We start from the raw sequence: 26,112 nt of genomic DNA, 5'->3' as shown, positions 1-26,112 counted from the left end.
TTTCGAAGGCGTCAGTCGCCCCGTTCTCCTTCTTCCGCTTTCCCGCTGTTGCCACTCCGGCGTTTGAACGCGGCTTCAAACTGGTTCTTCACGGCTTCCAGGTCGGCCGCGATTAGTTTGGCTTTCAGGATGCGCCGAATTTCCCAGTCGTCCGTGCCTTGCCCGAATCGGCGGACGAATTTCAAGCCGTTCAGAGTACGAATTGCTGCGCTGAGTGCTTTGCGTAACTTCACTTCGTCGTGGTCGCGTGGATAGAATGCTTTCCACTGTTCAAAGAGTTCGTCACCAGAGACGACGCACCTCTGGTCGTGAACTTCTTCCTCTTCAAAACGCCGTAGTTCTTCGCGCAGCAAAATTGTCAGCAGTGTGGCGTCGTAACTTAGGCGACTGCGGCGGAAGAGTTTCGGAAGAGCGTCGTAGCCCTCGGGCAATTCTTCGCTGGAACGTTGCCGCAGGAAAGCGAAACCTTCGGATTCGTCAATAATCAACTGCAGCCCGATCAGGCTGAAGTAGTTTTCCAGCGGTGTGACATTGCGGAGCAGCAAGTCCCACGGTTTGCCGTCTTCCAGATAGACAACGCCCTGCAGCAGACGCACGGCAGCGTCGCTCCATTCGCGGTATTCAGGGATGTTTTCGGTGGGCGTATCCATCAGTAATTTCGATTGAAAATTCTGCGATTCACATTTCGGATCGCGTGACTTCCTTCGCCACGAATGTGACTCGGGGAACTGTCACCACAATTGTGCGGTCGTGATTCATAGCGCTGGGAATGGAAAGATCTTCGGGGAGGTCGTGGTCGATAATGTGGTCATCGTCGCTGGCGATTTGCAGATATCCGAGTACGTCCATGACGCCGGATTGAGGCGGCGATGCGTGCAGCAATTCGCTGAGCGTGATCGTGCCGCGTTTTGCGGCGGCGGCTTGAATACGAGACTTCATGGCTCGAAAATCAAGGCGGTGCAGGTTCGCAAATTCACGAAACATTTGGTCGCGCTGCTCTGAATCCTTCGTGCTTTCGGTCAGGTCGATCTGTTCAAATTCTGACGGCTCGATCCAAAACTGACGGCTGACGGGCGACGACAGTTCCACGATGTCGTCGACTTCAATCGCCACTTCGTCGCGCGGCGGATCGCTGGACATCGCGGCCGCCAGACCTCGGATTTCGCGCAGCAATTCGGCGACTCGTAATCGCTCCTGATGCGCTTGTGCATCCAGCAAACGCCGCAACGTCGACGACAGGCGGCGTTCTGTTTGAGTCACCTTGGCAGCTTCGCTTAGCAGCAGCGGCATCATGCGGCGCACGGCCTGCAAGCCATCTTTTTGGTCGGCCAGTTCCTGAATGTCGTTCAGTTGCTGGATCACAGATCGTAGTTGTCGCTGTTGTTCGGTGGATTGGATCAGGCGGAAGAATTCATAAAAGCTGACTCCCTGATCGTCGGTTCGTAAGGCGTCTTCGGCGTCCATTGCAGCGCCCAGGATTCCGCCACGAGTGTCCATACCCTTAATCTGTTTTTGCTGGACGTCCTGTGTGATCTCTTTGAAGCGTTCTTCGACGGCTCGGAAGTCGCGCTCCAGTTCCTGCAACATGGTGACGGCCAGGTTGAACTGTTCGCGGATGCGAGTCGGATGGAAGGCTGGTACAGCTTCGCCACTTTCGATTCTTGCAATCTGTTCTTCGATGGCTGTCTGCTGTTTGCGAAGTTCTTCCAGATGCACGGTCGGATCGTCGGACGCTCCAACTACAAGCTGCTGCAACGTTTCAATCACCAGCCGTAGACGCGATCCTGTACCGACGAAACCGATATCCTTGTGCAGCGACTGATGGACGAATTCGATGACCTCTTCGCTGTGCGGTGTCAGCTGGTAGATCGGCTCGTCTCGGCCCGCTTCCAGAAAGCGATGCAGCCACAGCTTGTCGCGCGAACACCAATCGGTCAGGTAAGTTTCGGCCTTGTCGCGCAGCGCATCCGGCCACGATATCTGTAGCTCTTCCTGAAAAGAGCCCAATGCGGGCAGCAGTTCAGACTGAGGAATCGTAATGGTACCGGACTGCTTGAATTGTTGGTGCAGAAACGCGATCACGTACGGCGCATTGCCAGCCTTCAGCAGGCGGATGGCCGGTGAGGAATCGAAGTGCAGCAATAGCGTAGACACGTCCATGCAGGCACTATACGCAGCGTTTTACCCGGTCTCACGCGCGAAATGATGGGTTTGCGGAGACTTCGGCGGGCCGGACAGTACAGGTTTCGCAATCGGAACGCTTTGCCGCGCCGCTTGGGTTGGTTTTTGCAGGACTCGACGGAAAAATGGTGGAAATTGCGCCGCTGTCCGCGTAGCGCCACTTTGATGCGATGACATTTTGAAAATGTTGACGGACATCGATTGGATATGCACATTCTGAACTGAGGCCAAGGAAATATGATGATTAAAGTTCACCGATATTTATTCGGTTTGTTGCTGGTGGGTGCCATCGTTGTGGTCGGCTGCGGCGACGCCAATAACGATTCTTCGAGTGCTTCAGGCGGCGATAATGGTTCTGCAGCGGGGGCTGGGTCCGAGGAATCCAAAGGCACCATTGGCTTTAGCGCACTGACTCTGAGCAATCCGTTTTTTAAGGTCATCGCCGATAGCATGACTGAAGAAGCGGCGAAGCATGGTTACGAGGTCGTCGTCGTGTCCGGCGATCAGGACGTGAAAAAACAGTCGGACCAGATCGATGACTTCATCGTGAAGGGCGTGTCGGCCATCGTGCTGAACCCCTGCGATTCGAAGTCGATCGGTCAGGCGATTAAGAAAGCCAACGCCGCAGGCATTCCTGTGTTCACAAACGACATCAAGTTTGATGGGAATGACGGCGACGTCGAATGCCATGTGGCGACTGACAATCATCAGGGTGGAAAACTGGCGGGCGAAGCCATGGTTAAGCTGCTGGGCGAAGCTGGTGGTAAGGTGCTGATCGTGGATTACCCGGACGTGGAATCCTGCCAACTTCGCACGAAAGGTTTTCATGAAGTGCTGGGTGCTCACAACGCCAAAGACGGAGCAGCCAAGATCGAAGTCGTCGCCACGCTGAATGGCAAGGGGGCTCGCGATGTGGGCTATTCTGTGGCAAAGGATGCAATCGTCGCGCACCCCGATCTGTCTGCAATCTTTGCCATCAACGATCCATCCGCGCTGGGAGCTCGCACGGCTCTTGAAGAAGCGGGCAAGCAGGACCAGGTCACGATCATCGGTTTTGACGGAGCGAAAGCGGGGAAGGAAGCGATTCTGGAAGGTAAGATTCTGTGCGACCCGATTCAGTTTCCTGACAAAATGGGCCGGACCACGATCGAAATGATTCTGAAGTATTTCGCCGGCGATGACGTTCCGGAAGAAGTGCTGATTCCGTCGAAGCTGTACTACAAAGAGGACGCGGAGAAGGATCCGGAACTGAAGTGACAACCGGATGGAATTCACCGTGCCCGAAACCCACACAACTCCTCTGCTGCAAATGACGGCGATTGAAAAATCGTTCCCGGGTGTCCGCGCGCTTTCCGGTGTGGACCTCACGCTGCAGCGTGGTGAAGTGCTGGCTCTGATGGGCGAAAACGGTGCGGGCAAGAGCACTCTGATCAAGATGCTGGGCGGTGCTCATCAGCCGGACGCAGGTGAAATTTCAATTGAAGGCACGCCGGTTAGCCTGTCGGATCCGGCGGCCGCCATGCAGGCCGGAATTGGCGTCATCTATCAGGAGTTCAACCTGATTCCCGCTTTGAATGCGTGGGAGAACATTTTTCTGGGCCGCGAACGTTCCGGCTTCTTTGTTGCGAAGACTGACGAACGTCGCCGAGCGGCCGAGTTGTTCCAGCGGCTGGGTGTGGACATTCCGCTGGACGTGCCCGCTCGCCAGTTGTCGGTCGCTCAACAGCAACTCGTCGAAATTGCGAAGGCTCTGTCGCAGAACGCACGGATTCTGGTGATGGACGAACCGTCGGCCGCACTGCTGCCTCAGGAAGTGCAGAAGCTGTTCGCCATCATCCGCGACCTGAAGGCTCAGGGCATCGGCATCATCTACATCAGTCATCGGCTGGACGAAATCTTTGACATCGCCGACTCAATCACGGTGTTGCGAGACGGCCAGTATGTCGGTCACGCGCCGTCAGCAGAGATGACTCGCCAACAGATGATCGAAATGATGGTCGGACGGTCGATCGAAAACGAGTTCCCCAAGCGACCGGCGACGATCGGCGATGTGAGACTGGAAGTCAGCCATCTGTCTCGAGGCACCGCCGTCCGCGATATTAGCTTTGGGGTGCGCCGCGGCGAAGTGCTGGGGCTGACGGGGCTCGTGGGAGCGGGCCGCACAGAACTGGTGCGGTTGATCTTTGGAGCCGACAAAGCCGAAGCGGGCGAACTGACGCTCGACGGAAAGCCGCTGCGCATCGGTTCTCCACGCGATGCGATCAAGGCTGGGATTTGCCTGCTGACGGAAGATCGAAAATCGCAGGGGCTTGTGCTGGGACTTAGCGTGCGCGAAAACTTCGGGCTGCCGAACCTGTCCGAGTTCTCGCAATTCGGCATGGTGTCGCGCCGGAACGAACGCGACGCATTGACAGGTTACGTCGATTCACTCAGCATCCGAATCTCACACGACGAACAGCTCGCTAAGAATCTGTCGGGCGGTAACCAACAGAAGGTTGTGCTGGCCAAATGGCTTCAGCAGAACGCAGAGATTCTGATTTTCGACGAACCGACCCGAGGCATCGACGTTGGCGCCAAGCATGAAATTTATCAGTTGATGAATCGTCTGGCGTCAGCTGGAAAAGCGATCATCATGATCAGCTCGGAACTGCCCGAAGTGATTGGTATGAGCGACCGAATTCTGGTGATGCACGAAGGCCGCTTGACCGGCGAAGTGACCGACGTCACCCAGGTAACTCAGGAACAAATTATGGAGTTGGCGATCAATTGACTTCCTCAAAACATAATTCGCAACTCTGGAAGACCGTCGCCAACGATTACGGAATGGTATTTGTACTGTTGCTGCTGGTCGTTGTACTGAGTGCTCTGACGCTTCAGGAACAGAACCCAACCGGCGCAGAAGCGGGGCGGATCGTTGCGAATGAAATTCTGGCAAAGCAAGGTGCAGACGTCAGTGTCGCGATCATCGCTGAATCCACATCGGTGGACACCGCTTTCGTGGAAGGGGCGACGAAGGCGTTGGATGAAGGTGGCGCCACTGTTGTCGTCCGTATCTCTGGTAAACCGCGAGATGCTCGGCAAGCGATCGAAGCCGCGTTGGCTGACGGTCATGAAATCGACGCAATCGCGGCGACTGGTGATACGGCCGAATGGACGATCTATGATCGATTCGAAAGCATCAACGCGGACAATATCGTGAGCCCCGTTCCGTACACGTGGCCAACGTTTGCCAGACTGGACAATCTGCTTAGCGTGGCCAATCAGACGGCGATCTATGCGATTATTGCGATCGGCATGACGATGGTGATTATCACCGCAGGAATCGATCTAAGCGTCGGATCGCTGGTTGCTCTGGCATCGGTGGCGGCCGCCATCAGCATTCGTGACTTCGGCGGTGGTCGAGATGCCGGCGTGGGTATGATGCTGGTCGGTTGCCTGATTGGGACGGGCGTTTGCGCTTTGGCGGGACTGTTTAACGGAACGATGATCACGCGGTTCCGGATCCCTCCGTTCATTGCGACGCTGGCCATGATGATGATGGCCAAGGGGCTGGCGTTGAGGTTATCAGCTGGCGAATCGATTTCTGCCGTGCCGGATTCTTTCCGATGGATCGGTGGCGGCACGACTTTCGGCATACCTCACCCGGTGATTTTGATGCTGGTTCTGTACGGCGTCGCTCATATGATGATGTCGATGACCGTTTTTGGTCGCTACGTGTATGCGGTCGGCGGCAATGCAGAAGCGGCTCGGTTGTCAGGCGTCGCCGTCAAACCTGTGACGCTGGTCGTGTATACGCTTTGCGGAGCATTGGCCGGGCTTGGCGGCATTGTGCAGTCGTCGAAGCTGGGAACAGGTGATCCTAAATTGGGCTTAATGTACGAACTGGAAGTCATCGCGGCCGTCGTAGTCGGCGGAACATCGTTGATGGGTGGTGAGGGAAAAATCTTTGGCACTCTGATCGGAGCATTCATCATCGCCGTCATCAAAAACGGAATGAATTTGATGAACGTCGGATCCTACGAACAACAGATCGTGCTGGGGGCTGTTGTGTTGATTGCCGTACTGGTAGATACATGGAAACGGGGAGGAACAGCGTCGTGACGGAAGCGAAGATGAATGTCGATGGAAGTGTGAGCGTCGTGGGCCTGGGCGAATTACTTTGGGACATCTTTCCCGATGGACCTCGCTTTGGTGGAGCTCCGGCCAACTTTGCCTGCTCGACAGCGGCGCTGTCAAACAAATTTGACGTCGCCATGGCAAGCGCGGTGGGTGATGACGAACTCGGTCAGAATGCGCTGCAGGAATTAAAGCGGCGAGGAGTCGGCACGTCGGCTGTCGCGGTCCGTTCGGAACCCACCGGTACCGTTCATGTGTCTCTAAACGAAACGGGGCATGCCAGCTATCAGTTTGCTGAAAACACAGCGTGGGATTTTCTGTCCTGGAATGACGGTCTGGAAGAACTGGCTGCGAGAACGCAGGCCTTGTGCTTCGGGACTCTGGGACAACGCAATCAGACTTCGCGCGAAACGATTCAGCGGTTTGTTCAGAGCACTCCGGATTCTGCGTTAAAGATCTTCGACATCAACCTGCGACCGCCATTTTACGATGACGACGTCATCCAGCAGTCGCTCAGAATCTGCACCGCTTTAAAGCTAAACGACGAGGAACTACCGCTGGTCGCGAAACTCAGCGATGCATCCGGCAGTGACTACGAACTGCTTCCTAAAATCGCAGACCGCTGGAAGCTAAATACGATTGCACTCACGCTGGGAGCCAGCGGCGCGGCGCTGTGGCACGACGGAACGTTGTTCAAGGCTGACGGCGTTGAAACGACCGTCAGGGACACGGTTGGTGCGGGCGATTCGTTCACCGCCACGTTGGCCGTTGGGTTGCTGAGTGGCTGTGATCCGCAGCACGTGATTGAGCGAGCCTGCGAAGTGGCTGCCTTTGTGTGCTCTCAGGACGGAGCGACTCCTGAGTTTCCAGATCGCCTGAAATTCGTGTAAGAAACCACCGGCCGTGCAGTCACTGGCTGCAAGTCTGAGCCGCTATCGTTCTCTTTTTTCACGCATTTCCACCGCGCGAATGAACTCAGCCTTGCTAATCGCCTTATCGCCGTTGCGATTCATTCGCCTGGCGTTGTCACGCATACGCTCGGGCATTTCTGTGGCAGTCAGCTTGCCATCGTTGTTCCGATCCATGCGTTCAAAGAATGCGGCCGCGTTGTCGCCGCTGGGCCGTCGCATTGTTGAATTCGGGCGAGGCGAAAGCTTCTCTGTCTTTGAGTCGGCTTTCTTGTTTGGTGACGCAGCGGCGGGCATGCGGCGTGCTGAAAATTTCTTAAGTTCCTCGATTGGAATTGTATCTTTGCCGTAGCGGTCGAAGGCTTGTTCAAATCTTTCACGCAGTGGCCCCGGCACTTCGTCCTTCGAAAGGTTTCCGTCGTTGTTGCGGTCGAATCGCGTGATATCGAAATTTGCGCGGCGACCGGGACGGCGGTTTGATTCAGCGATATCAACAGGCTTGGGGTCGGAAACCGCAATCGACAGTTCTGGCGACGAAAGCACGCCATCATCGTTGCGATCGGCGACTCGCAATGCCCGCTGGAACCAGGGCCGCTGTGTTTCGGAGATCTCTGACGCGGCCACCTTGCCGTCGCCATTCGTATCCAGCGCCGCGAACAAGCTGTCCGTTGCGTCTGTGGCGGCGGTTGGAAGCAAGAGTGCGGTAAAAAGAACGGCGACATTCATAGCGGAAATTCCGTGCGAAGACTGTGGTACACCCGATTTAACACCATTCGGGTTGGCTGGTGTCGTGGAAACACGGAAAACGCCGCCAAATTTTGCCACTTGCGTTCGCGCGGTCCGGTCGCGAAACTTGCCGCTGACCGACGTGTCTGGCCAAACGTGACCACGTCGACGCTAATTTGGAATCAACCGTGAGTACTAAAATGAAAACGAATCCTGTCAAAGCCGCATTGGCTGCCGGCGAGCCGCAGGTTGGCACATGGCTGTCTTTTGGTGATGTTTTTACCGCTCGGCTGATGGCGCGAGTCGGATATCCGTGGCTGACTGTGGATCTGGAACATTCCCCGATCGACTGGCAAACAGCGTCGTTGATGTTCGCAACAATCGCCGATTCCGGCTGCGTCCCGCTGGCTCGTGTGCCGCGTGGCGATCACGATTTGATCAAACGAGTCCTCGACGGCGGTGCCATGGGCATTGTCGTGCCGATGGTGAATACGGTTGAAGAAGCGAAGACGGCAATCGCCGCGGCGAAGTATCCGCCCACCGGAAACCGCTCAATTGGCGGCAGCATTCCGGCTCTTAACTTCGACACCACAGCGGGAGAATACTATCAGCGGGCCAACGACAACGTGCTGGTGATTCTGCAAACGGAATCGCCGGAAGGTGTCGGCAACGCAGAAGAAATCTACAGCCTGCCCGGCGTCGACGCGATCTTTGTTGGTCCAAACGATTTGTTCTGGCAGATGAAACCGGAAGACGGCAGTGATCCTTCACCGGAAGAATTCGAAGCGATGCTGCAACGAATTCTGGCCGCTGGTAAGAAGACGGGAACTCCGGTTGGCCTGCACACGCAGTCAGTCGCGGAGGTCGAACAACGCATCGCCGAAGGTTGGCAGTTTCTGGCGTTGCAAAGTGAGCTCAAGATGATGGTCACCAAGGCTCAGGAACACGTCGAAGCTCTTGGCTTGGCAAAGACCAGCGATCTTGCACGTTATTGAAATTTGGCGACTGTCGCCGCGATCATGTCAAGGTCTGCAATTCGGGCTCGACCTTTGGATTCCGCGACCAGTTCACATAGCAGATCGATTGCGCGAAACTTTGGATCGATGGCCACAAGGCAGGACGGGTGAGCCAGAAAATCGAACACAGCCTTGTGTTCGACGGTCCACGCAAACACGCGGCGGATGGATTCCAGAAACCAGTCCAGTTTCCAACGGCCGCTACGAAACGCACCGATGTCGCTGATTGGACTCATGGGGACTTCGATCAACCCCGATGGATAAACGAACGGTTGAGCACTCGCGTGAGCTTCCACGATCCTGCGGTACACGTCTTCAGTCGGTTGTTGACCGGGCTTTGTGTTGGCGTGTTGAGGATACTTTGCGCTGCACCACCTGAAGCCGCATTCCAGTAACATTTTCTGCAAGTCTTCACGTTCAGCAAGACCATTGTGGAAGCCGCCCGGCGTGCGGAAGCCTCGGTTGTCGACGCCGATCCGTTGCTTTAGAGCCTTCGTTGTTAGCTGAATGTTTTCTCGAATGACATCACCGGGCTTCTTCCCGCTGATGAGCCACGGGGCTCTCTTGAACTTGAACTGAATGGCGCCTGATTTTTCTGCGAGGATGTTGACATGGTCATAGGTGTGATTGCCGATCGGGTGACCGTCCTTCGCGATATTTGACAGCCACGTTACATCTTCGTGCTCAAGCACCTGACCGACGCAGAAGCAGTGAATCACACCGCCATTCTGCTTAACCCGCCGACACGCTTCGACGGTGTAAGCCTTTGTTGCGTCGTCCAGATTCCCTTTTTCGTAATCCCACTTGGTATCTTCCCAGCGCGGGAAATTGCGACTCATTTCCAAATCAAGCGTGATCGCGATCTGGGCCTGTTCCGAATCAGTACCTGCCGCGCAGATTCTGCGTGGCAACATTGCAGAAGCGGCGCCGGCCAGCAGGCTCAAGGACTGCCGCCGGTTGATCGGTGTTGAGATACTCATTCCGAATCTGCCTTTGCTGCCGTGGCTTTAATCCACGATACCTGAGTCACCAATTGATTTAACGCGGCGTAGGAAATGGCGGCATTCACTGCGAACCGCGGAGTGTTATTGGAAGGAAATGTGGCAAGAGATGCGTCGCCAACCAGGAAAACGTTGAAGTCTTTCGACAGGTTTTCGTAGCCAGCCGTGGTGCGACAGAAACACATATCCGTGGCGTAGCCAGTCAGCAGAACATGGCGGACACCGTTCTCTTGAAGAAACGTCTTCAAAGGCGCGTAGACTTCCGCGTCATAGATAACAACATCATCCGGATGCACGTCAACATCTGAGGAAACCGGGATGGGCTGGTTCCAAAAACCTTCGTTGTTGAATTTTGGTCCAGCGTCCAGGCCCGGAAACTGCCGGAAGTAGTCGATGACAGGTTTGTCCCTGGACAAAGTCAGCTGGGCCGGGAGTGCCTCGCCTTTGTAGTCGAAGTTGTGCAGCTTGTCTTGCAGTTCCGTCTGGCCCCGCTGCCGTTCTGCTTTTGTTGGCTTGTGTGTGAACGAACGGTACAGCTTTTTTCGAATGACATCCTTGCTACCCGGCAGGCTGTACATCACGAATGCGACGTCGTCCCGTAGCGAGTTGATGAACGGTCGAACGATTGTGCGAGTGTGTCGACCCGCGACAGTATTCTTTTCCTTTGTACAGAAGTCCGCGACGCCGGCTGGTTCCGGTGTGTTCCAGCCCTGGCCGTCATCGATACCCCACGGATGAACCATGATGACGGCCGTGTGAGCTCCATTCAAAGCGTTCGGCATTTCAATGATTCCGCGCGCGTTGTACGAGAATCGCCAGGCTCGTACATCAAGCGTGGCGTTCTCATCCACCACCAGCGCCGGTGCTTCGAAATGAGCCTGCTCCAGAATGGGTTCGAAGAACTCGGGGTGATCTGCGAGAATGGGTTTCGGATCGGGAATGCGAGTCAGCTTGTTTTGGTACGTTCTGTTGTTGGCAGACGACTGCGCGCGGGCCGGACTCAGCAGTATGCTGCACATCATTAAGCCGACTGCAAAGACAAGGCACCGCATTTCGAACCTCCGGAAGCTGTGAGTGAAGACTACGACAACAGGAATCGTTGAACATGAAGCGCCGTCAACTTGGACGATCGGACATTCAGGTGTCGACTGTTGCGATGGGCTGTTGGCCGATCGCAGGCATCACGACACTGAATGCGACAAAGGCCGAGAGCCTGAGAACTCTTGAAGCTGCGATCGACTGCGGCATCAATTTCTTCGATACAGCGTACGCTTACGGTATCGATGGCGAAAGTGAATCGATGATCGGTGAGGTCATTCGCGACCGTCGGGATGATGTGGTCATCGCTACGAAAGGAGGCATTCACCGCGTCGGAAGAGGGCAGGATTACGACGCTAGGCCGGAGACCATTCGGCGAGAATGTGACGAATCGCTGGCACGACTCGGCACTGATCGCGTTGAGCTGTACTACCTGCACGCTCCCGATCCCAACACTCCGATTGCGGAGACCGCTGCCGCGATCGCGGATTTGATTCAGCAGGGCAAAGTACTGACGGCTGGCGCATCGAATCTGAATGTCGCTCAGTTAAAAGAGTTTCATGACGTCTGTCCGCTAACGGCAGTGCAGCCGCACTTCAACATGCTGCAGCAGGAAATCGAACTGGATATCGCTCCGTGGTGCGGCGAAAACCAGGTCTCACTGTGCATCTATTGGCCGCTAATGAAGGGGCTGCTGGCGGGGAAACTGCCTCGCGATCACAAGTTTGATCCGAAAGACGGCCGAGCCAAGTACCCGATGTTTCAGGGCGAAGAGTGGCAGAAGAATCAAGACTTTCTTGATGACCTGCGTCTGATCGCCGAAGACGTCGACTGTACGGTCGCTCAACTGGTCGTGGCATGGACGATCAGTCGTCCGGGAATCACGTCAGCATTGTGCGGAGCAAAGCGAGACTGGCAGATCCGCGAAACGGCAGAGGCAATGTCGTTGGAACTGAATACCACAACGAAGCAGCGAATTGACGACGCATTGCAGCGCCGTGGTCCGGCAGTGTCGCGAGCAGCCGTGTGACAGCTACGACGTTTTTGCAGCTTTTTCTTCGGCGTAGCTGCGGCGGATGTACAAGGGTTCCAGCGTGTACGCGTCGGCGATCTTGTTGTCGTTCAGCATGAGGCTGCCGATTTGGGCTACCGAAGCGGCTCGTGGGATCCAAAGCGACTCTTCGGCCAGTGAATATCGACCGGCAAGCTCCTCGCCAAACTTCGTGAGACCGGGGCCGGAGAAAAGTTCGGTTGCGCTGGGTTCGTGGTCTTCCACTGCGGACAGCAATGAATCGACTGTGCAGATACGGATTTCACCAACAGGTGTGCGTGCGTTGGTGGCTGCATCCCACTGATATTCGTTGAGGAAAACTTCACGGCGTTGAGCGTCGCTGATGACGGTGACGGTTTCATGTTCCTCGCCGATCTGTTGAGCAACCGCCTGCAGCGTGTCGACTGCGACAAGCTGTGCACCGTTGGCCCAGGCAAACGTCTTTGCGAACACCACGCCGACTCGCAAGCCGGTGAAGCTGCCGGGGCCGATGCTGACGGCGACCGCATCGATGTCAGATGGCCGCAACGACTGTTCCTTCAGCAAGGCGTCGACTTCAGAGACCAGTGTCTGAGCATGCCGACGACCTTCTGCGCTGAGCTGACGTTCAGCGACCACGGTGCGGTCGTCAGACAGCGCGACGGAGCCTTCGAAGCCGGACGTATCAACTGCCAGGATTCTCATCTTAGTTTGCTGTTTCGGCGTCGATGTTAAGCAGCGTGATTGCGGCAGGGCGAATGCCGCCTCGCCCCGCCAGGTGTCAGGAAAGTGACCAGCGGGAGTGTGTGGGCGGCGCGACGTTATTCGTCAAAAGACTTTCCCTGGCACCGGGTTGAGGGCCATGCCCTCATTCATCATCACGGGCTGAGTTCCGGAATCCATGTGGTCCGTCATTTCGCCAGCATGGTAACTGCTGCGGACGAAAGGCCCGCTGGCGACCATGCGGAACCCGAGTTTGCGACAGAGTTCTCCGATTTCGTCGAATTCTTCAGGCGGCACATAGCGATCAACGGGCAGGTGATCGGGCGATGGCTGCAGGTACTGACCCAGCGTGATCATGTCGCAACCGACGGCTCGCAGGTCGGCACAGACGTCCATTAATTCTTCGCGAGTTTCCCCCAACCCCAGCATCAAGCCGCTTTTGGTGGGCATGTCGGGCGCTTCGTCCTTGACCTGCTTTAGAAGATCAAGAGTCCGCTGGTATTCGGCGTTTCTTCGCACCTTGTGATACAGCCGAGGTACGGTTTCTGTGTTGTGGTTGAAGACGTCGGGGCGAGCTTCGATGACGCGGCTGATGGCCGCTCGATTGCCCATGAAGTCCGGCGTCAGCACTTCCACATCCGCGCCGGTGCGGTTGCGCACTGCGAGGACGGTGTCGTACCAGTGTTCGGCACCACCATCGGGCAGGTCGTCTCGCGTGACGGATGTGATCACGACGTACTTCAAACCCAGACGTTCGGCCGCTTCGGCGACTCGTTCGGGTTCGTCGATTTCCAGGGCCGTTGTCTTGCCCTTCGGCACCGAACAGAAACCGCACGGTCGCGTGCAGACGTTGCCGCCAATCATGAACGTCGCCGTCTGCTGACTCCAGCATTCCGAACGATTCGGACACTTCGCGCTTTCGCATACGGTTTCGAGGCGCAGGTCGGAGATCACGTCGTCCGTGTACGCCATGCCGGGCTGCGGCAGCGGTCGCTTTAACCACTTGGGAAGTCGTCGTTTCGGTGGCTCAGAAGGAGCTTCAATGATGGGTAAACTGGTCATTGGTGCAATGATTATTGAGTGACGTTGTTGAGGAAGTTGTCGCAGAAATCTATTCGGCTGGCATGCCGCCCGCTCGCTGGACGCGTTTTAGGAAAGGATGGCCTGTGTGAATATGGTACTCGGGATAGCCGACCTGTTCACACAGGTGTTGAATCAGGGAAGAGCGGACCTGAGGCATAATCGACGGTCGCACGCGTTCGGCACTCAAGGATGATATCCTGTCTCCCTTCAGTCCGCGGCCAAACTGGCGCAGATCTTCCAGCGGGCAGCTCACATTCAAATAAACGCCGAAGCCAGTCACGCCGCGGTCCATCGAAATGCCGATCTCACTGACCAAACCATGTCGGCCCCAGACCGCGCCGCTGTCGCCTTCACGACGATGAGCGATCACTTGGGAATCCTTGCAGGTTTGGATGACGGCATCCTGAAGCCGCCAGCGAAACTCATTTTCACCGAAAACGCACTCGTCGAGCGACACGACGACGTAAGCCGCCAGCTGACCCGGCACATGCAGGTACGTTCCGCCATCGCGTCCAACGCGGTGAACCTGAAGCGACCGCGATTCCAGTTCCCGTGGATCGGCGGGCAGGTCCAGCAGGTTACCTTCTGTTCCCACGGTCAGCGTTGGTGGGTGTTCGCAGATCAGAATCGAAGCACTCACCTGAGCCTGCTGCCTCACTTCATGAGCCATCAGTTTCTGCAGGGCGAATACAGACGGCGCATCGACGAGCCCCAGAAGTCGTACTTCTGCAACTTCAATCGTCTTGTCAGTGAATGATTCCCAATCGACCGTCATACTGGTTTCTTGCTTCGCGTAATCAGCAGCCGCACGAATGGCGCGTCCGGTTTCCGCATTGTAGCAGCAGGACTCCGCCAGCGTCGCTGCGGGCAAACTCTACGGCAGCGGGTGGCAAACTGTGCGTCCAGTGACGTCTATAAGTTGCGGAATCCCCCAAAAAGCCCCGTTTTTCCAACATCCGGGTTGCAGGTCTGTGCCCGTTTTGGCAATTTGTTGGTGTCGGTTAGATCACGAAACGACCACCATGCAAGGTTGTCCCTGTGTGATCGCACCCTGGCTCACCCGTCTCGCTCCCACATCACGGCACAGTGAATGGCCTAAGGCCGTTCGAAAGCTGTCCCTTCTGTCTTGAGGAAGTCACCTATGAAAGTTGTGTTGGAGTTGCAGGATCAGCCATCCAACATCAAGAAGGTGACTGTGCGTCATGACATTGTGATTGGCCGAGGTGCTGACTGCAATTTGCGCCTTTCTGCCCCGCAGGTCAGCCGTCGGCACTGCTTTCTAAGAATTAGCGAAGACTCAGCCACAGTCACAGATTTGGAAAGCAGCAACGGCACATATCTGAACGGCCAGCGTCTTACATCCAGCAAACGTTATACGCTGGAAGACGGCGCAAGCCTCGCGATAGGGCCGGTTCAGTTCACCATTCGGGTGCTTTCCGAAGTATTGGCTCCGGAGGTCCTCGAAGTTGGCGTCAACGATGCTCGGATCGAATCCGAATCCGCGCAGACTGACGGTGGTACCCCGCCAGACAACGAAGTGGCAGCGGCTGCGGCGGGTGGTACCGGGGCAAATGATCCGAGCTCGATGAACTTTGCCATCGAGTCCGGTGGCCATGCGGCGGATGAGGACGATCCAACGACAGACTATCTCGCTACAGATTCAGCCGACGGCGACAACCAGTTCGACGATGGAAGTGATTCCGTTGTCTCGATAATTGATGATCGGGACGTGCCGCCCGTTGAACCAAAACACACGAGTCGCGAACCGGACACGATCGCCAGTTCTGCGAACGGCGGTATCGGTGGTCGTGTAGATGCTGAGTTAGCGGATGATGGCTTTGAACTGCTGTCAGCCGATGAAGTCCAGGAAGTCGATGCCGAAGACGAGACCGTCAACATCGAAGGTGATGACGCTGCCGGCATGAACCAGGATTTTCTACACGTCGCCGACGATGAGCTGCTGGTTGACGAGGACGACGTTTCGCCGGAACTGCCGGCGGCCGACAGGCAATCGTCATCCGACGAAAATCTGGAGGACGATCTGCGAGATTTCCTCAACGGGCTGGATTAGCCCAGGTGCTGGATTAGCCCAAGTGATTGACCTTCCTGTCAGCGATCACCTGACCGCGTCGTTTTGCTGCTTTGCTTTTTCGATGAGACCTTCGCTATGGACAGCGTTTTTCGCCGCGCCTGCTTTGTTTTCTCGGGCACCTTTCTGATCGTTTCCGGCTGCGGGCCGGCGGCCAAACCAGTCCAGGAAGTGACAGTTGATCCGGACCAAATTGCCGAAGCGACTCCGATCGAAATCAGCGATGACGACTGGCCGTGGTGGCGAGGACCGAGTGGTCAGAACGTTGCGTCAGTGACCAGCGTTCCCACAAGCTGGAGTGATTCCGAAAACGTTGACTGGAAAACGCAGGTGCCTGGTCGGGGACACGGTTCGCCCACGATTGTTGGAAATCAAATCTTCCTATGTTCCGCCGATGAAGAGGCTGCGACGCAATTCGTGGTCTGCTTCGACCGCGAACGCGGCACGGAACTTTGGAAAACGATAATCCATACCGGTGGCCTGCCCGGTCGCGGGCAAATGCATCCGAAGAGTACTCATGCCAACTGCACTGTGGCGTGCGACGGTCAATCCATCTACGTTGGCTTTTTGAATTCAGAACACATCACCGCCACCAGTCTGACGCTTGACGGCACCATTCGCTGGCAACAGAACCTGGGCTACTTTGGGTCAAGGTTCGGCTACGCTCCTTCGCCCTGTCTGTTCGAATCACTCGCCATTTACGCCGCCGATAATCAAGGCGGTGGATTCATCGCGGCCGTGCATCGAGACACTGGCGATGTTGTCTGGCGGAAGGCTCGCAACAACGTAAACACCTATTCGCCAGTGGTGCTGGCAAACATTGCCGACGAGCCGCAGCTGTTGATCAGCGGCGACGACCGGGTTGCCAGCTACGCTCCATTGACCGGTAAGGAATTGTGGAGTTGCGCTGGCACAGCTGAAGCGACCTGTGGCACTGCAGTCTGGCACGATAACCTTGTGTACGCCAGCGGTGGTTATCCGTCGCGACAAACGGTTTGCGTCGATGCGACAACCGGCCGCAAGGTGTGGGATGACAAGGTCAAGTGTTATGAGCAATCAATGCTGATTGCCAACGACCATCTATTCGCTGTCAACGATGACGGCATCGCGCTGTGCCGTGATGCAAAGACCGGCAAGGTGAAGTGGAAACAGCGATTACAAGGAGCCTTCAGCGCGTCGCCGTTGCTGGTGGGTGACCTGATCTACGCCACCAACGAAGCCGGCACAACATGGGTCTTCGAAGCCAGCGCTGACGCATACAAGCAAGTCGCGAAGAACCAACTTGGCACAGAAGCGTTTGCGTCATTGGTTGCGTGTGGAGATCGCATTTTCGCGAGAGTCGCGACGGGCAACGGTCCCGATCGGCAGGAATACCTATACTGCATCGGCACACCGTAGGTTCAATTGCCGCCGACTGTTGTTTCGTACTTCACTCCTTCCGGAACCGGCACGGGAACGGCAACGGTCGTTCCAAAGTCGCCTTCTGTCTTGGTCATTGAATCCACAGCCACAAACGCGGTGAAGGAACTCATCAGGTTGTACGCCAGCGCGGTTTTGGTCACGGTTTCGCGAATTTCGCCCGCCAATTCCGGCGCGACAATCTGGTGATTCATCAGGTCTTTAATCTTTAGTCGAGCCCACACGGCCGCGATGCCTTTGTGTTCGGCCTGAGCGTCATCCTCGTTCAGAGCAACAGCAAACGACGCCGGTTCCATGTCGACTCGGCCGTTCATGCGGACCGTGTCCGGATTGCCTTCAAATCGACCCGTGAGCACAACCGGGCGACCGACGATCAGGTCCGGCAGACGCTGCGGGTAGACGTCGGTCACTTCCATTTTGCCCCAGTCAATCGCCAGATCCGTCATCGCCGGGTGGCTGATCCGCTGGTTAAATCGGTCCATGATCGCCACTGCGTCGTCGTTAAGACTCAAGTAAGCGACGGCCCCGCGCCCCAGGCCCGCCATTCGATTCATGAGAAAACGATTCGGTGACTGACCGACGCCGAAGCTGAAGATTCGCGAGGCACCCAGCTTGTCGTGCAGCGTCCCCAAAATCTGCTGTTCGTTGCCGATGTAACCGTCAGTCATGAACGATACGAGGCGAAAGCGACCTTCGTCGTGAGGGAAATCGAGTGCGGCTTTGATGCCTTCGATCATGTGTGTTCCCCCATTGCCGCTTAACGTGGACAGGTACTTCAGGCCGGCCTCGATGTTTTCCCGTGTCGCCAAAACCGGTTCGGCACCAAGCTGTGAGGCGTTATTGGAAAACTGAATGATCTGAAATGTGTCGCGAGGTGTCAGTGACTTCAACGCATGACTAATCGCGGCCTTTGCCTGAGCCATTGGTTTGCCACGCATGCTGCCCGAGCAGTCCAGCACGAAGACCATCTCCATTGGGCTGCGCTGCACGTGAGAAAGATCCTTCGGCGGGTACAGCATCATGGTGAAGTACTTGCCGTGGTCGTCTTCGTGAGTCAGCATCGCTGTTTTGATTTGATCTCCCGCCACTTTGTAACGCAGCACGAAGTCTTTGTTTGGCAGCGAGTCGCGATTTGCCAGCACCACCTTACGCTGCGATTCACAAATGTCTTTCACGTCGATCTGATGGTTTACGCACTGAACGCCCTCGATGTCGACCCCCGCGCTGATATTCAGCGAAAGAGAAATGTCGTGGCCGCTGCGTTCGTTGGGAGCCAGATATTGGACTTCCGTTTTCTGGCCGCTGCTGCCATGAGTATTTCGGGCCACAGCGCCCACGCCATCGGTCGTAGCGGGCGGGTTAAAGCGAGGTCCAACGACCATTGGAAACACGAATTCGTAGGCACCATCGTCGTATTGCAGCGTGTTGAAGTAGCGTATGTTGATGTCGATTTGTTTGCCCGGTTCGATGTTGGCGACTTTCTGAGTGAAGATGTTCGGGCGTTCCTGAGTCATCAGTGACGCGACGTGTCCCTGCGATTTTGCGGCCGCGTAGATCTTCTCAGCCTGTTCTCGTTCGCGAATGATCCCGCGGATCTTGCGGTCGCCGACGGTCATGACGAATTCGTTAACGGCTGCATTGTTTGGCAGCGGGAAGACGTAGACGGCTTCGATTTTGGAATCGTACGGGTTGTGGAACTGCTGAGTGACGTTGACCGTTGCGATATAGCCGTCAATGCTGCCTTCGACCGCTGTGTGCTTCAACGGCACGGGCACCTCCTTCGGTTCGTTCGGCAGAGTGGCCATCAACGCTCCGCAACCAGGCGTTTCCGAATCCGGAGTCGCAGTCCGAGCAGCTGTGGCTTTAGCAATGACCCAGAGTTCTTCGCCGGGTTGCAGGCTTAAGTTGAGGACTCGCTCTTTGCTTTCGCTCAGCCTACTTTCGAAGTAAAGTTTTTTTCCACGACTAATAATGCCTCGGCCGCCTTTTGAAGTGACGCCACCACGTTCACCGTCAGCGGCGTTTAACCCGTCTTCTGACTTTGGCGTGGCCGCGCGTGACCTGAGTGTTGGGCTGGCCGGTTCTGAGTCGGCGAGTTTCAGCTTGTACTCGTCGGCTGCTCCCGGAGTTGGTGCCTGTGGCTCTGTTTTGGGTGCCGACATTCCTCTGCCGAACCCGCCTCCACCCACGCCCAGACCTTCCGCTTCCGGCATGATCGATTCAGCGGCCTCGGCGGGCGCATCCTCTGTAACGGAGAACGGCGAGTGTTGTGAGTTGATCGGCGGCGCTTCTTTCGCTGCCTCAGCACTATCGTCTGTAAATACGACGCTAGTCCCACCGGCAAGCTCTGGGTAGCTTTCCTGGGCTAACCTTTCGTTGTCGTTGGCATGCTGAGTCGCTCCAACGTCGCCGGTTGTCTGGTCCTGCGTTTCACTGCAGCCGACAGCCAGCAGTAGGCCTGAAATTGTCAATGCTGCGGCAGCCCATCGAACATTTATCACTGTGCGGTACATTCTGTCGACCTTTCGAAAAGGTGAGTTGTTTATCTGCATTATTTGGGGCAATGAGCGACCCGCTTATGCCTTCGCTTTTGCAATAGCCACTTTCGCCGGAATCTGTTCTCCGTCCGATGTGGCTGAGACGCTAAGTTTCGTTTCGTATTCCTTAACGCCTGGGCCACGCAACTGCACATGAATCCGAGCGACTCGGCTGCGACCCGCCGGCAGATTTTCTCCGGCGTTGAACGCTGCAATAATCACGCGATTGTTGTTCATGGCTTTCGGATCGTAATAAGGGGGCTCTTTGAAGGCCGCGTGTTCGCCGCCTTCGATACCAACGATCTGGACACCATCCGTTTTGCTGGCCAGCTCGAACTGATAGGCCGCCAGTCGTTCTTCGCCGCTGTCGACGAACACATCGATCGCTTCAAAGCGAACGCCGTCCGGTTTGGCTTCGTTCACGCCTTCGATCTGTACGATTTCAACAGGCACCGAAGTCTCGTTTGGCTCTGCTGATCTCTTGCCGTCTTGGGCACACACCAGCGCGACCAGGCAAAGATCGAAGACGATCAACACCAGCCATGCCAGCGGTAGCTGCCAGCGGCGGCCACAGTATTCCGAATTATTGATTGCAACGTTCATCGTTCGTCGCCTTTCGTTTTTTTTGAGTTCTGCCGCTCGTGGCGAGAATCGTCACAGTTCCGTCGATCACAGCATCACGGCCGTCATCGCGATCAGATCGACATCAGATCGATCTACCACTCCATCGCTGTTTAGGTCGCCGGCCGACAACTGATCCGCTGAGTGATCATTGGCATCGCTGATCCGACGAGCCAGTGCCAGGGCATCCAGAATGTTGACGCTGCCGTTCTGGTCGAAGTCTTCTTTCAGGCCGGTCCTTTCAATCGCGGACGACGACGTTACCTGATCTGACACAGATTTAGCTGCATCCCGCGTCGCGATTGCCGGGCCTTCACCCATTGGGTTCTGAGGCAATATTGCGATCACCAGGGCCGCCGCAAGGCTGCCGACCGACACAATTCCCAGCGTCCATCTGCGCCAACCGAATCGACGACGATCCAGTGTGCTTGACGACATCAACACCGCACGAGCGTCCGCCAATATGGCTTCGTCAATGTTGCTCGGCACTGTCACCGGCGACTTCAGCCGCTTGCGCAGTTCCGCCACAACTTCCTGTGGTAATTGATCTTCGGGCGTTTGAGACATGTTTGTGTCCGACATTGTTTCGGTCCTCCAATAACTTCAGCGAGCAGCCTCACCCATTGGTTCAATCTTTGTGGTGTATTCGCCAGAAATCCGTCACAGGACGGAACAGCCGTCCCTCAACCGACGTCACTTAAGCAACTCCTGACTCGGTTTGGACAGCGCTCCGCGCGGTTGAGGCGCTTATTATTCGCCGCACAACCAAAGCCACACATAAACCGATCACCAGCATGGGCCACATGACCGCGATCGCAATCACGAACTCCACGATACCTAACCAGCCGAGCCGCAAACTGTCAGCAAAACGATCGGTAAAGTGGTTCGATACGCTGGTGATTTCGTAATAGCGAATGGTCAGCGTGCTCATGGCTGCTTGATTCTTAAGCAGGTTCCACTTGCCTTCCATCGCCTCAATGTCGCCGCGCAATTTGCTGAGTTCTCGTTCCACTTTCAACACTTCGTCCACGTTGCGAGCTTCACTCAGCAATTCACGGTAACGCGTTTCTGTGTCTTTTTTTACACGCAGCCGCGCATCGAGATCGACGAACTGGTCGGTCACATCGGTTGCGGAAATCTGGCGCGTGTCAAAATGATCGACGCCATCGCTGACGTCAGCCAGTAGTGGTTCGAATCGATCTGCCGGCACCCGCACGGTCAGATAGTTGTCAATTCTGTGTTCGCTACGAGTTTCATGTTCGCCGGACAAGTAGCCGCCTGATCGCTGAGCGGCGGCTCGAATTCGCGTGCCTGTGGCGGTGCGATCGGCCGTCTTCCATGCCAGTTCACCATTTCGGATAATCATCCGAGCAACCGGATCTGAAACCGCCGCTTTTTCTTCAGCCTGTGGCGCTTCTCTCTGGGATTCGTCAGCCAGTGCAAACATTTCACTCGACCCCGACCCCGACATCGCCTGCGGGACCGAGCCGTTCTGACTGCAGCCAATCAGCACGGAAAACAGAAAAGTGCCCAGAAGTATTGAACGATTACTCGTCATGGTGCGCTCCCGTATTGAACGGTGGTCGGATTGTTGTTCCACCGGTGAAGCGATCGGGGGCGTCGCTCGGTTCAAACAAAACGAAAAGTTTCGCAAACTACAATTGTCGTGCCCGACCGGTGGCGACACTTAAGGCGCGTGAATGACGGGCGAGCCAAACAATCAGACTGATCAGCAACTGGTGGCGGCAATCAATGCCGGCGACCAGCACGCGTTCGCCGTTCTGTACCATCGTTACAAAGACTGGGTCGTCGGATTGGCCTTTCGATTCACCAATCACCACGACGACGCGTTGGATGTGCTTCAGGAAACGTTCGCGTACCTGGTGCGGAAGTTCCCGGGCTTCGAACTGACAGCTCAGATGACCACGTTCCTGTATCCGGCCGTCCGCAACTTGTCGATTGCCGCTCGCCAAAAGCGTCAACGAGCGACCAGCAGCGGTGAAGACTTCGACGCATTTCCGGAGTCGCCCTCGCAGGATTCGCTGGCTCGTGATGAATTCGGACAACTGCTGAATTCGCTGTCTGAAGCGCATCGTGAGATTCTGCTGATGCGTTTTGTCGACGACATGACCCAGCCCGAAATCGCGACTGCCCTCGATCTGCCGCTGGGCACCGTCAAGTCTCGCTTGCATCACGCCACGCAGGCCGTGAAGTCGTCTCCAGCAATGGCGGCTTTGCTGGCGACCGGTTGAAGCCAGTTCGCACTTTACACGTGCCTTCGGACGGTCGTGTTTGTATCATTTGCAGGATGAGACTCCCGCCTCGATATCTCGCCCCCCTCACATTTCTTGCATTGTTCGCCATCACCGCAACTGCGGCGGCGGATATTAACTACACGCGCGACATTAAGCCGATTCTGAAGGCGAAGTGCTATGCGTGTCACGGGGCGTTGAAGCAGGAAGCTGGCCTGCGACTGGACACCGTCAAGCTGATGCGAGCCGGTGGCGATTCCGGCCCGGCGATTGACCTCGAGGATGCTTCCGGCAGCCATTTGCTGGACCGCATCTCAAGTCACGACGAAGACCTCCGCATGCCACCGGAAGGCGAACCGCTGTCGCCCGAACAAATTACGCTGGTTAAGCGATGGTTGGCCGAAGGTGCTTCCGCGCCACTGGACGAAAAGCCTCAGGCCAATCCGGCCACGCATTGGGCTTTTCAACCGGTTCAACAGGTTTCACCGCCCGGCGATGGCCACCCGATTGATGCATTCATTGATCGCAAACTCAACGCGGCCGGACTTCAACGCGCGCCGCTTGCGGATTCAACAGCGCTTGTGCGTCGTATGTTTCTGGATCTGCACGGGTTACTGCCAACTCCACAGCAGCTTCAGAAATGGAAGCAACATTTTGCTGACGGCGGAACGACAGATCTACTCGTTGACGAATTGCTTGAAAGCCCGCGTTACGGTGAGCGGTGGGCTCAGCATTGGCTGGACGTGGTTCGTTATGCGGACACTCATGGTTTTGAAGTTAATACGCCGCGGCCAAACGCATGGCCGTATCGAGACTATGTGATTGATGCCTTCAACCTCGACAAGCCCTACGATCAGTTTGTGTTTGAACAACTCGCTGGCGACACGGCTGATGCTGACGCGGCCACGGGATTTATGGTGGCTGCTGCGGCGTTGTTGCCGGGGCAAATCGGCAAGGACGAAGAATCTAAACGGCTGGCTCGGCAGGACGAACTCGATGAAATTATCATAGGCACGACCGCGACATTTTTGGGTTTGACCGTTGGCTGTGCTCGCTGCCACGACCACAAATTCGACCCGATCCCACAGAAAGATTACTACGCGTTTCAGGCGTTCTTTGCCGGCGTGGATTATGGCGATCGGCAAATTTCCGGTAGCGAAGTGGAAGAGCGACGTCTTCAAGCCAGCAAGCTGCAACCGCGCATTGATGAGATTCGAAGCAAGCTGCAAGCCTTCCGACCTCTGGCAAGTACAGGGCGCGCGATCATCATTGACGACGAGAATGCAGACCGCGTGACATCGCTGAAACCGAAGAACGGACACGGCAAAAATCCGGCAGGATCAGGGCGAGGTTACCGCGACGACATCGGTGATGGTTCGCGATATGGCAATCTTAGTAAAGGCCGGTACACATGGTGGGACAACAAGCCGGGCGAAGATGTGTTCACGTGGGACCCAGCAGCCGAAGGTCGTTTTCGGCTGTGGATTTCGTGGGGCGTGCATGGCAGCGGTGTCCACACGCGAGACGCTCGCTATGTGCTGGACTTGGACGGTGACCTGGCAACGATCGACGATCAAAAAGAGATCGCTCGCGCGGATCAATACTATTTCGCGGGCGTGTCAAAAGGCAAAACAGTACAGAAGCCGCTGTGGAGTGGTTTGCTCGATGTCGGCGTTCATGACTTCAACAAGTCAACTCGCCTGATTCTGCGCGGTGGCGATACCGGAACCGGCATCACGGCTGACGTAATCGTGCTGCAGGAAACTGAGCAGCAAAGCGACCTTCCTCAGTTTCGATCGCCAGTCGACGCGGCGACGAACATCGAGCGATTTGCACCAACGCACGCGAAGTTTGTGCGCTTCACGTCGTTCGAAACGATCGACCAAAACAGGCATGAGCCATGCATCGATGAATTGGAAGTCCTTACCGCAGGGCCGGATGCGACGAACATCGCACTTGCCAGTCACGGGGCGATCGCAACGTCGTCGGGCGACTATTCGAACTCCGGCAGGCATCAGTTAAAGCACGTCAACGACGGTAAGTACGGCAATGGCCGCAGTTGGATTTCCAACGAAAAGGGCCAGGGCTGGGTTCAGTTGGAATTTCCTGAGGCCACCATGATCGATCGCGTCGCATGGGGCCGAGATCGCGAAGGCAAATTTAAAGACCGTCTTCCCGTACGATACCAGATCGAATCATCGCTTGACGGTAAGAGCTGGACGCTGCTGGCTTCGTCTGATGACCGCCTGCCGTTGGGGACACCTCACGACGATGTGGTGGCCCTGGTTCGAAACGCGACGACACTCGGCGGCTCAGATGTCGCTGCGCTCGCGACGGAGTTGAAGAAACTTGAGCAGCGGCAAACCGAACTGCAAAAGCCTCAACTGGTCTTTGCAGGCAGGTTTCGCGAACCGGATACCACGTTCGTACTTAACCGGGGCAACCCGGAACAAAAGCTTGATGAAATTTCACCGTATGTTCCCACGTCGATTGGTGCCACAAGACTGCCACCAGATTCCGGCGACCGCGAGCGCCGCACCGTGCTGGCGAAGTGGCTGACAGAAAAGAACAACCCGCTCACCGCGCGAGTCATGGTGAACCGGATCTGGTTGTACCATTTTGGAACCGGCTTAGTCGAAACACCCAGCGACTTCGGACTGAACGGAGCAGCGCCCAGTCATCCTGAATTGCTGGATTGGCTTGCGAACGAATTCGTCAGCAACGGCTGGTCCGTCAAGCACATGCATCGGCTGATCATGTCGTCAGGAACTTACCAGCAATCCGCCGTTCCGGCGGCCGGCACCTCAGGGCGAACAGTCGACGGCAATAACCGGTTGCTCTGGCACTATCCCAGCCGACGCATGGAAGCCGAAGCAATTCGCGACTGCATGCTGCAGATCAGTGGCCAGTTGAATTTGAAGGCGGGTGGGCCGGGCTTCAACTTTTTCAAAAGTCGCGGCGGACTAAGCGGCTTTCCGCCCGTCGAAGAATTTACGCCCGAACAAAAGCGTCGCATGATTTATGCTCACAAGATTCGCATGGAGCGAGTACCCATCTTTGGAGCGTTCGATTGCCCCGACGCTGGCCTGCCGACGCCGGTCCGAAGTCGATCAACCACCGCCATTCAGGCGCTGAACCTGTTTAATAGTTCGTTTGTGATTGGCCAAGCCGATGCGTTTGCTCGACGGCTGAAGGCCGAAGCAGGCGATGACGTTAACGCTCAGGTGGCACTTGCATTCCGTTTGGCTATTGGCCGAGCCCCCGCAGACATTGAAGCTCAGGCAGCGGCGAGTTCCGTCGCGAAGCATGGTCTGTCACCACTGTGTCGAGCCCTCTTCAACAGCAGTGAATTCTTATTCATACCGTAGAGCC

22 protein-coding genes are annotated in these 26,112 nt (G+C 56.2%); 10 read left to right on the top strand and 12 right to left on the bottom strand.

The window, feature by feature from the left end:
• Positions 1–11 precede the first annotated feature (11 nt).
• Positions 12–650: a DUF4194 domain-containing protein gene (locus tag Fuma_RS22250; RefSeq protein ID WP_077026059.1), complete on the bottom strand. Its 639-nt coding sequence runs from the start codon at positions 648–650 to the stop codon at positions 12–14.
• Between the two features lie 28 nt (positions 651–678).
• On the bottom strand, positions 679–2,160 hold the full coding sequence (locus Fuma_RS22245) for a DUF3375 domain-containing protein (protein ID WP_077026058.1): 1,482 nt from the start codon (positions 2,158–2,160) through the stop codon (positions 679–681).
• A 258-nt stretch (positions 2,161–2,418) separates the two neighbouring features.
• Here Fuma_RS22245 and Fuma_RS22240 point away from each other — a divergent pair, with 258 nt between their 5' ends.
• The 4 genes from Fuma_RS22240 to Fuma_RS22225 are packed head-to-tail and all read left to right on the top strand — an operon-like array spanning position 2,419 to position 7,187.
• On the top strand, positions 2,419–3,438 hold the full coding sequence (locus tag Fuma_RS22240; RefSeq protein ID WP_077026057.1) for a substrate-binding domain-containing protein: 1,020 nt from the start codon (positions 2,419–2,421) through the stop codon (positions 3,436–3,438).
• A gap of 19 nt (positions 3,439–3,457) precedes the next feature.
• Positions 3,458–4,951, top strand: a complete 1,494-nt coding sequence (locus Fuma_RS22235) for a sugar ABC transporter ATP-binding protein (protein WP_229360709.1) — start codon at positions 3,458–3,460, stop codon at positions 4,949–4,951.
• Positions 4,948–6,282: an ABC transporter permease subunit gene (locus tag Fuma_RS22230; RefSeq protein ID WP_218922245.1), complete on the top strand. Its 1,335-nt coding sequence runs from the start codon at positions 4,948–4,950 to the stop codon at positions 6,280–6,282. Before Fuma_RS22235 ends, Fuma_RS22230 begins: the two co-directional genes overlap by 4 nt.
• The gene (locus Fuma_RS22225) at positions 6,279–7,187 is read left to right on the top strand and encodes a carbohydrate kinase family protein (protein WP_158521097.1); all 909 of its coding nucleotides are present in this window, start codon (positions 6,279–6,281) and stop codon (positions 7,185–7,187) included. The genes Fuma_RS22230 and Fuma_RS22225 overlap by 4 nt, the downstream gene beginning before the upstream one ends.
• Before the next feature lie 42 nt (positions 7,188–7,229).
• Here the strand turns inward: Fuma_RS22225 and Fuma_RS22220 are convergent, their stop codons facing one another.
• The gene (locus Fuma_RS22220; RefSeq protein WP_077026056.1) at positions 7,230–7,931 is read right to left on the bottom strand and encodes an EF-hand domain-containing protein; all 702 of its coding nucleotides are present in this window, start codon (positions 7,929–7,931) and stop codon (positions 7,230–7,232) included.
• 200 nt (positions 7,932–8,131) lie between these two features.
• Between Fuma_RS22220 and Fuma_RS22215 the strand changes: the two genes are divergently transcribed.
• On the top strand, positions 8,132–8,926 hold the full coding sequence (locus Fuma_RS22215) for an HpcH/HpaI aldolase family protein (RefSeq protein WP_077026055.1): 795 nt from the start codon (positions 8,132–8,134) through the stop codon (positions 8,924–8,926).
• Here Fuma_RS22215 and Fuma_RS22210 read toward each other — a convergent pair.
• Both Fuma_RS22210 and Fuma_RS22205 read right to left on the bottom strand, forming a co-directional pair.
• Entirely contained in the window at positions 8,920–9,927 is a 1,008-nt protein-coding gene (locus Fuma_RS22210; protein ID WP_077026054.1) for a polysaccharide deacetylase family protein, read from the bottom strand. The genes Fuma_RS22215 and Fuma_RS22210 overlap by 7 nt on opposite strands.
• The gene (locus Fuma_RS22205) at positions 9,924–11,000 is read right to left on the bottom strand and encodes an isochorismatase family protein (protein ID WP_083732237.1); all 1,077 of its coding nucleotides are present in this window, start codon (positions 10,998–11,000) and stop codon (positions 9,924–9,926) included. Before Fuma_RS22205 ends, Fuma_RS22210 begins: the two co-directional genes overlap by 4 nt.
• Positions 11,001–11,053: 53 nt before the next feature.
• Between Fuma_RS22205 and Fuma_RS22200 the strand changes: the two genes are divergently transcribed.
• The gene (locus tag Fuma_RS22200) at positions 11,054–12,016 is read left to right on the top strand and encodes an aldo/keto reductase (RefSeq protein WP_077026052.1); all 963 of its coding nucleotides are present in this window, start codon (positions 11,054–11,056) and stop codon (positions 12,014–12,016) included.
• A gap of 3 nt (positions 12,017–12,019) precedes the next feature.
• Here Fuma_RS22200 and tsaB read toward each other — a convergent pair whose 3' ends face one another.
• From tsaB to Fuma_RS22185, 3 genes are all read right to left on the bottom strand, one after another.
• Positions 12,020–12,721, bottom strand: a complete 702-nt coding sequence (gene tsaB / locus Fuma_RS22195; protein WP_077026051.1) for a tRNA (adenosine(37)-N6)-threonylcarbamoyltransferase complex dimerization subunit type 1 TsaB — start codon at positions 12,719–12,721, stop codon at positions 12,020–12,022.
• A gap of 123 nt (positions 12,722–12,844) precedes the next feature.
• The gene (lipA, locus tag Fuma_RS22190; RefSeq protein WP_083732236.1) at positions 12,845–13,801 is read right to left on the bottom strand and encodes a lipoyl synthase; all 957 of its coding nucleotides are present in this window, start codon (positions 13,799–13,801) and stop codon (positions 12,845–12,847) included.
• 49 nt (positions 13,802–13,850) lie between these two features.
• Positions 13,851–14,597: a lipoyl(octanoyl) transferase LipB gene (locus Fuma_RS22185; RefSeq protein WP_077026050.1), complete on the bottom strand. Its 747-nt coding sequence runs from the start codon at positions 14,595–14,597 to the stop codon at positions 13,851–13,853.
• A gap of 366 nt (positions 14,598–14,963) precedes the next feature.
• Here Fuma_RS22185 and Fuma_RS22180 point away from each other — a divergent pair, with 366 nt between their 5' ends.
• Together Fuma_RS22180 and Fuma_RS22175 are read left to right on the top strand one after the other, a co-directional pair.
• Positions 14,964–15,893 (top strand): FHA domain-containing protein, encoded by a 930-nt coding sequence (locus tag Fuma_RS22180; RefSeq protein ID WP_077026049.1) that lies wholly within the window; start codon positions 14,964–14,966, stop codon positions 15,891–15,893.
• Positions 15,894–15,989: 96 nt separating this feature from the next.
• Complete coding sequence (locus Fuma_RS22175) at positions 15,990–17,309, top strand: outer membrane protein assembly factor BamB family protein (RefSeq protein ID WP_077026048.1); 1,320 nt, start codon at positions 15,990–15,992, stop codon at positions 17,307–17,309.
• Between the two features lie 2 nt (positions 17,310–17,311).
• On the opposite strand, the gene Fuma_RS22170 is transcribed toward Fuma_RS22175, so the two are convergent.
• From Fuma_RS22170 to Fuma_RS22155, 4 genes are all read right to left on the bottom strand, one after another.
• Positions 17,312–19,843: a VIT domain-containing protein gene (locus Fuma_RS22170; RefSeq protein ID WP_077026047.1), complete on the bottom strand. Its 2,532-nt coding sequence runs from the start codon at positions 19,841–19,843 to the stop codon at positions 17,312–17,314.
• Positions 19,844–19,906: 63 nt separating this feature from the next.
• Positions 19,907–20,470 (bottom strand): hypothetical protein, encoded by a 564-nt coding sequence (locus Fuma_RS22165; protein ID WP_077026046.1) that lies wholly within the window; start codon positions 20,468–20,470, stop codon positions 19,907–19,909.
• A gap of 66 nt (positions 20,471–20,536) precedes the next feature.
• Positions 20,537–21,070: a dockerin type I repeat-containing protein gene (locus tag Fuma_RS22160; protein ID WP_077026045.1), complete on the bottom strand. Its 534-nt coding sequence runs from the start codon at positions 21,068–21,070 to the stop codon at positions 20,537–20,539.
• A gap of 115 nt (positions 21,071–21,185) precedes the next feature.
• Positions 21,186–22,046: a DUF4349 domain-containing protein gene (locus Fuma_RS22155; protein ID WP_077026044.1), complete on the bottom strand. Its 861-nt coding sequence runs from the start codon at positions 22,044–22,046 to the stop codon at positions 21,186–21,188.
• Between the two features lie 142 nt (positions 22,047–22,188).
• Here Fuma_RS22155 and Fuma_RS22150 point away from each other — a divergent pair, with 142 nt between their 5' ends.
• Both Fuma_RS22150 and Fuma_RS22145 read left to right on the top strand, forming a co-directional pair.
• On the top strand, positions 22,189–22,740 hold the full coding sequence (locus tag Fuma_RS22150; protein WP_077026043.1) for an RNA polymerase sigma factor: 552 nt from the start codon (positions 22,189–22,191) through the stop codon (positions 22,738–22,740).
• A 56-nt stretch (positions 22,741–22,796) separates the two neighbouring features.
• The gene (locus Fuma_RS22145; RefSeq protein WP_083732234.1) at positions 22,797–26,108 is read left to right on the top strand and encodes a DUF1553 domain-containing protein; all 3,312 of its coding nucleotides are present in this window, start codon (positions 22,797–22,799) and stop codon (positions 26,106–26,108) included.
• Positions 26,109–26,112 lie beyond the last annotated feature (4 nt).

The organism is Fuerstiella marisgermanici (assembly GCF_001983935.1).
Classification (GTDB): domain Bacteria; phylum Planctomycetota; class Planctomycetia; order Planctomycetales; family Planctomycetaceae; genus Fuerstiella; species Fuerstiella marisgermanici.
The sequence above is the reverse complement of the archived record's forward strand: the minus strand, read 5'-3'. Positions and strand labels throughout refer to the sequence as shown.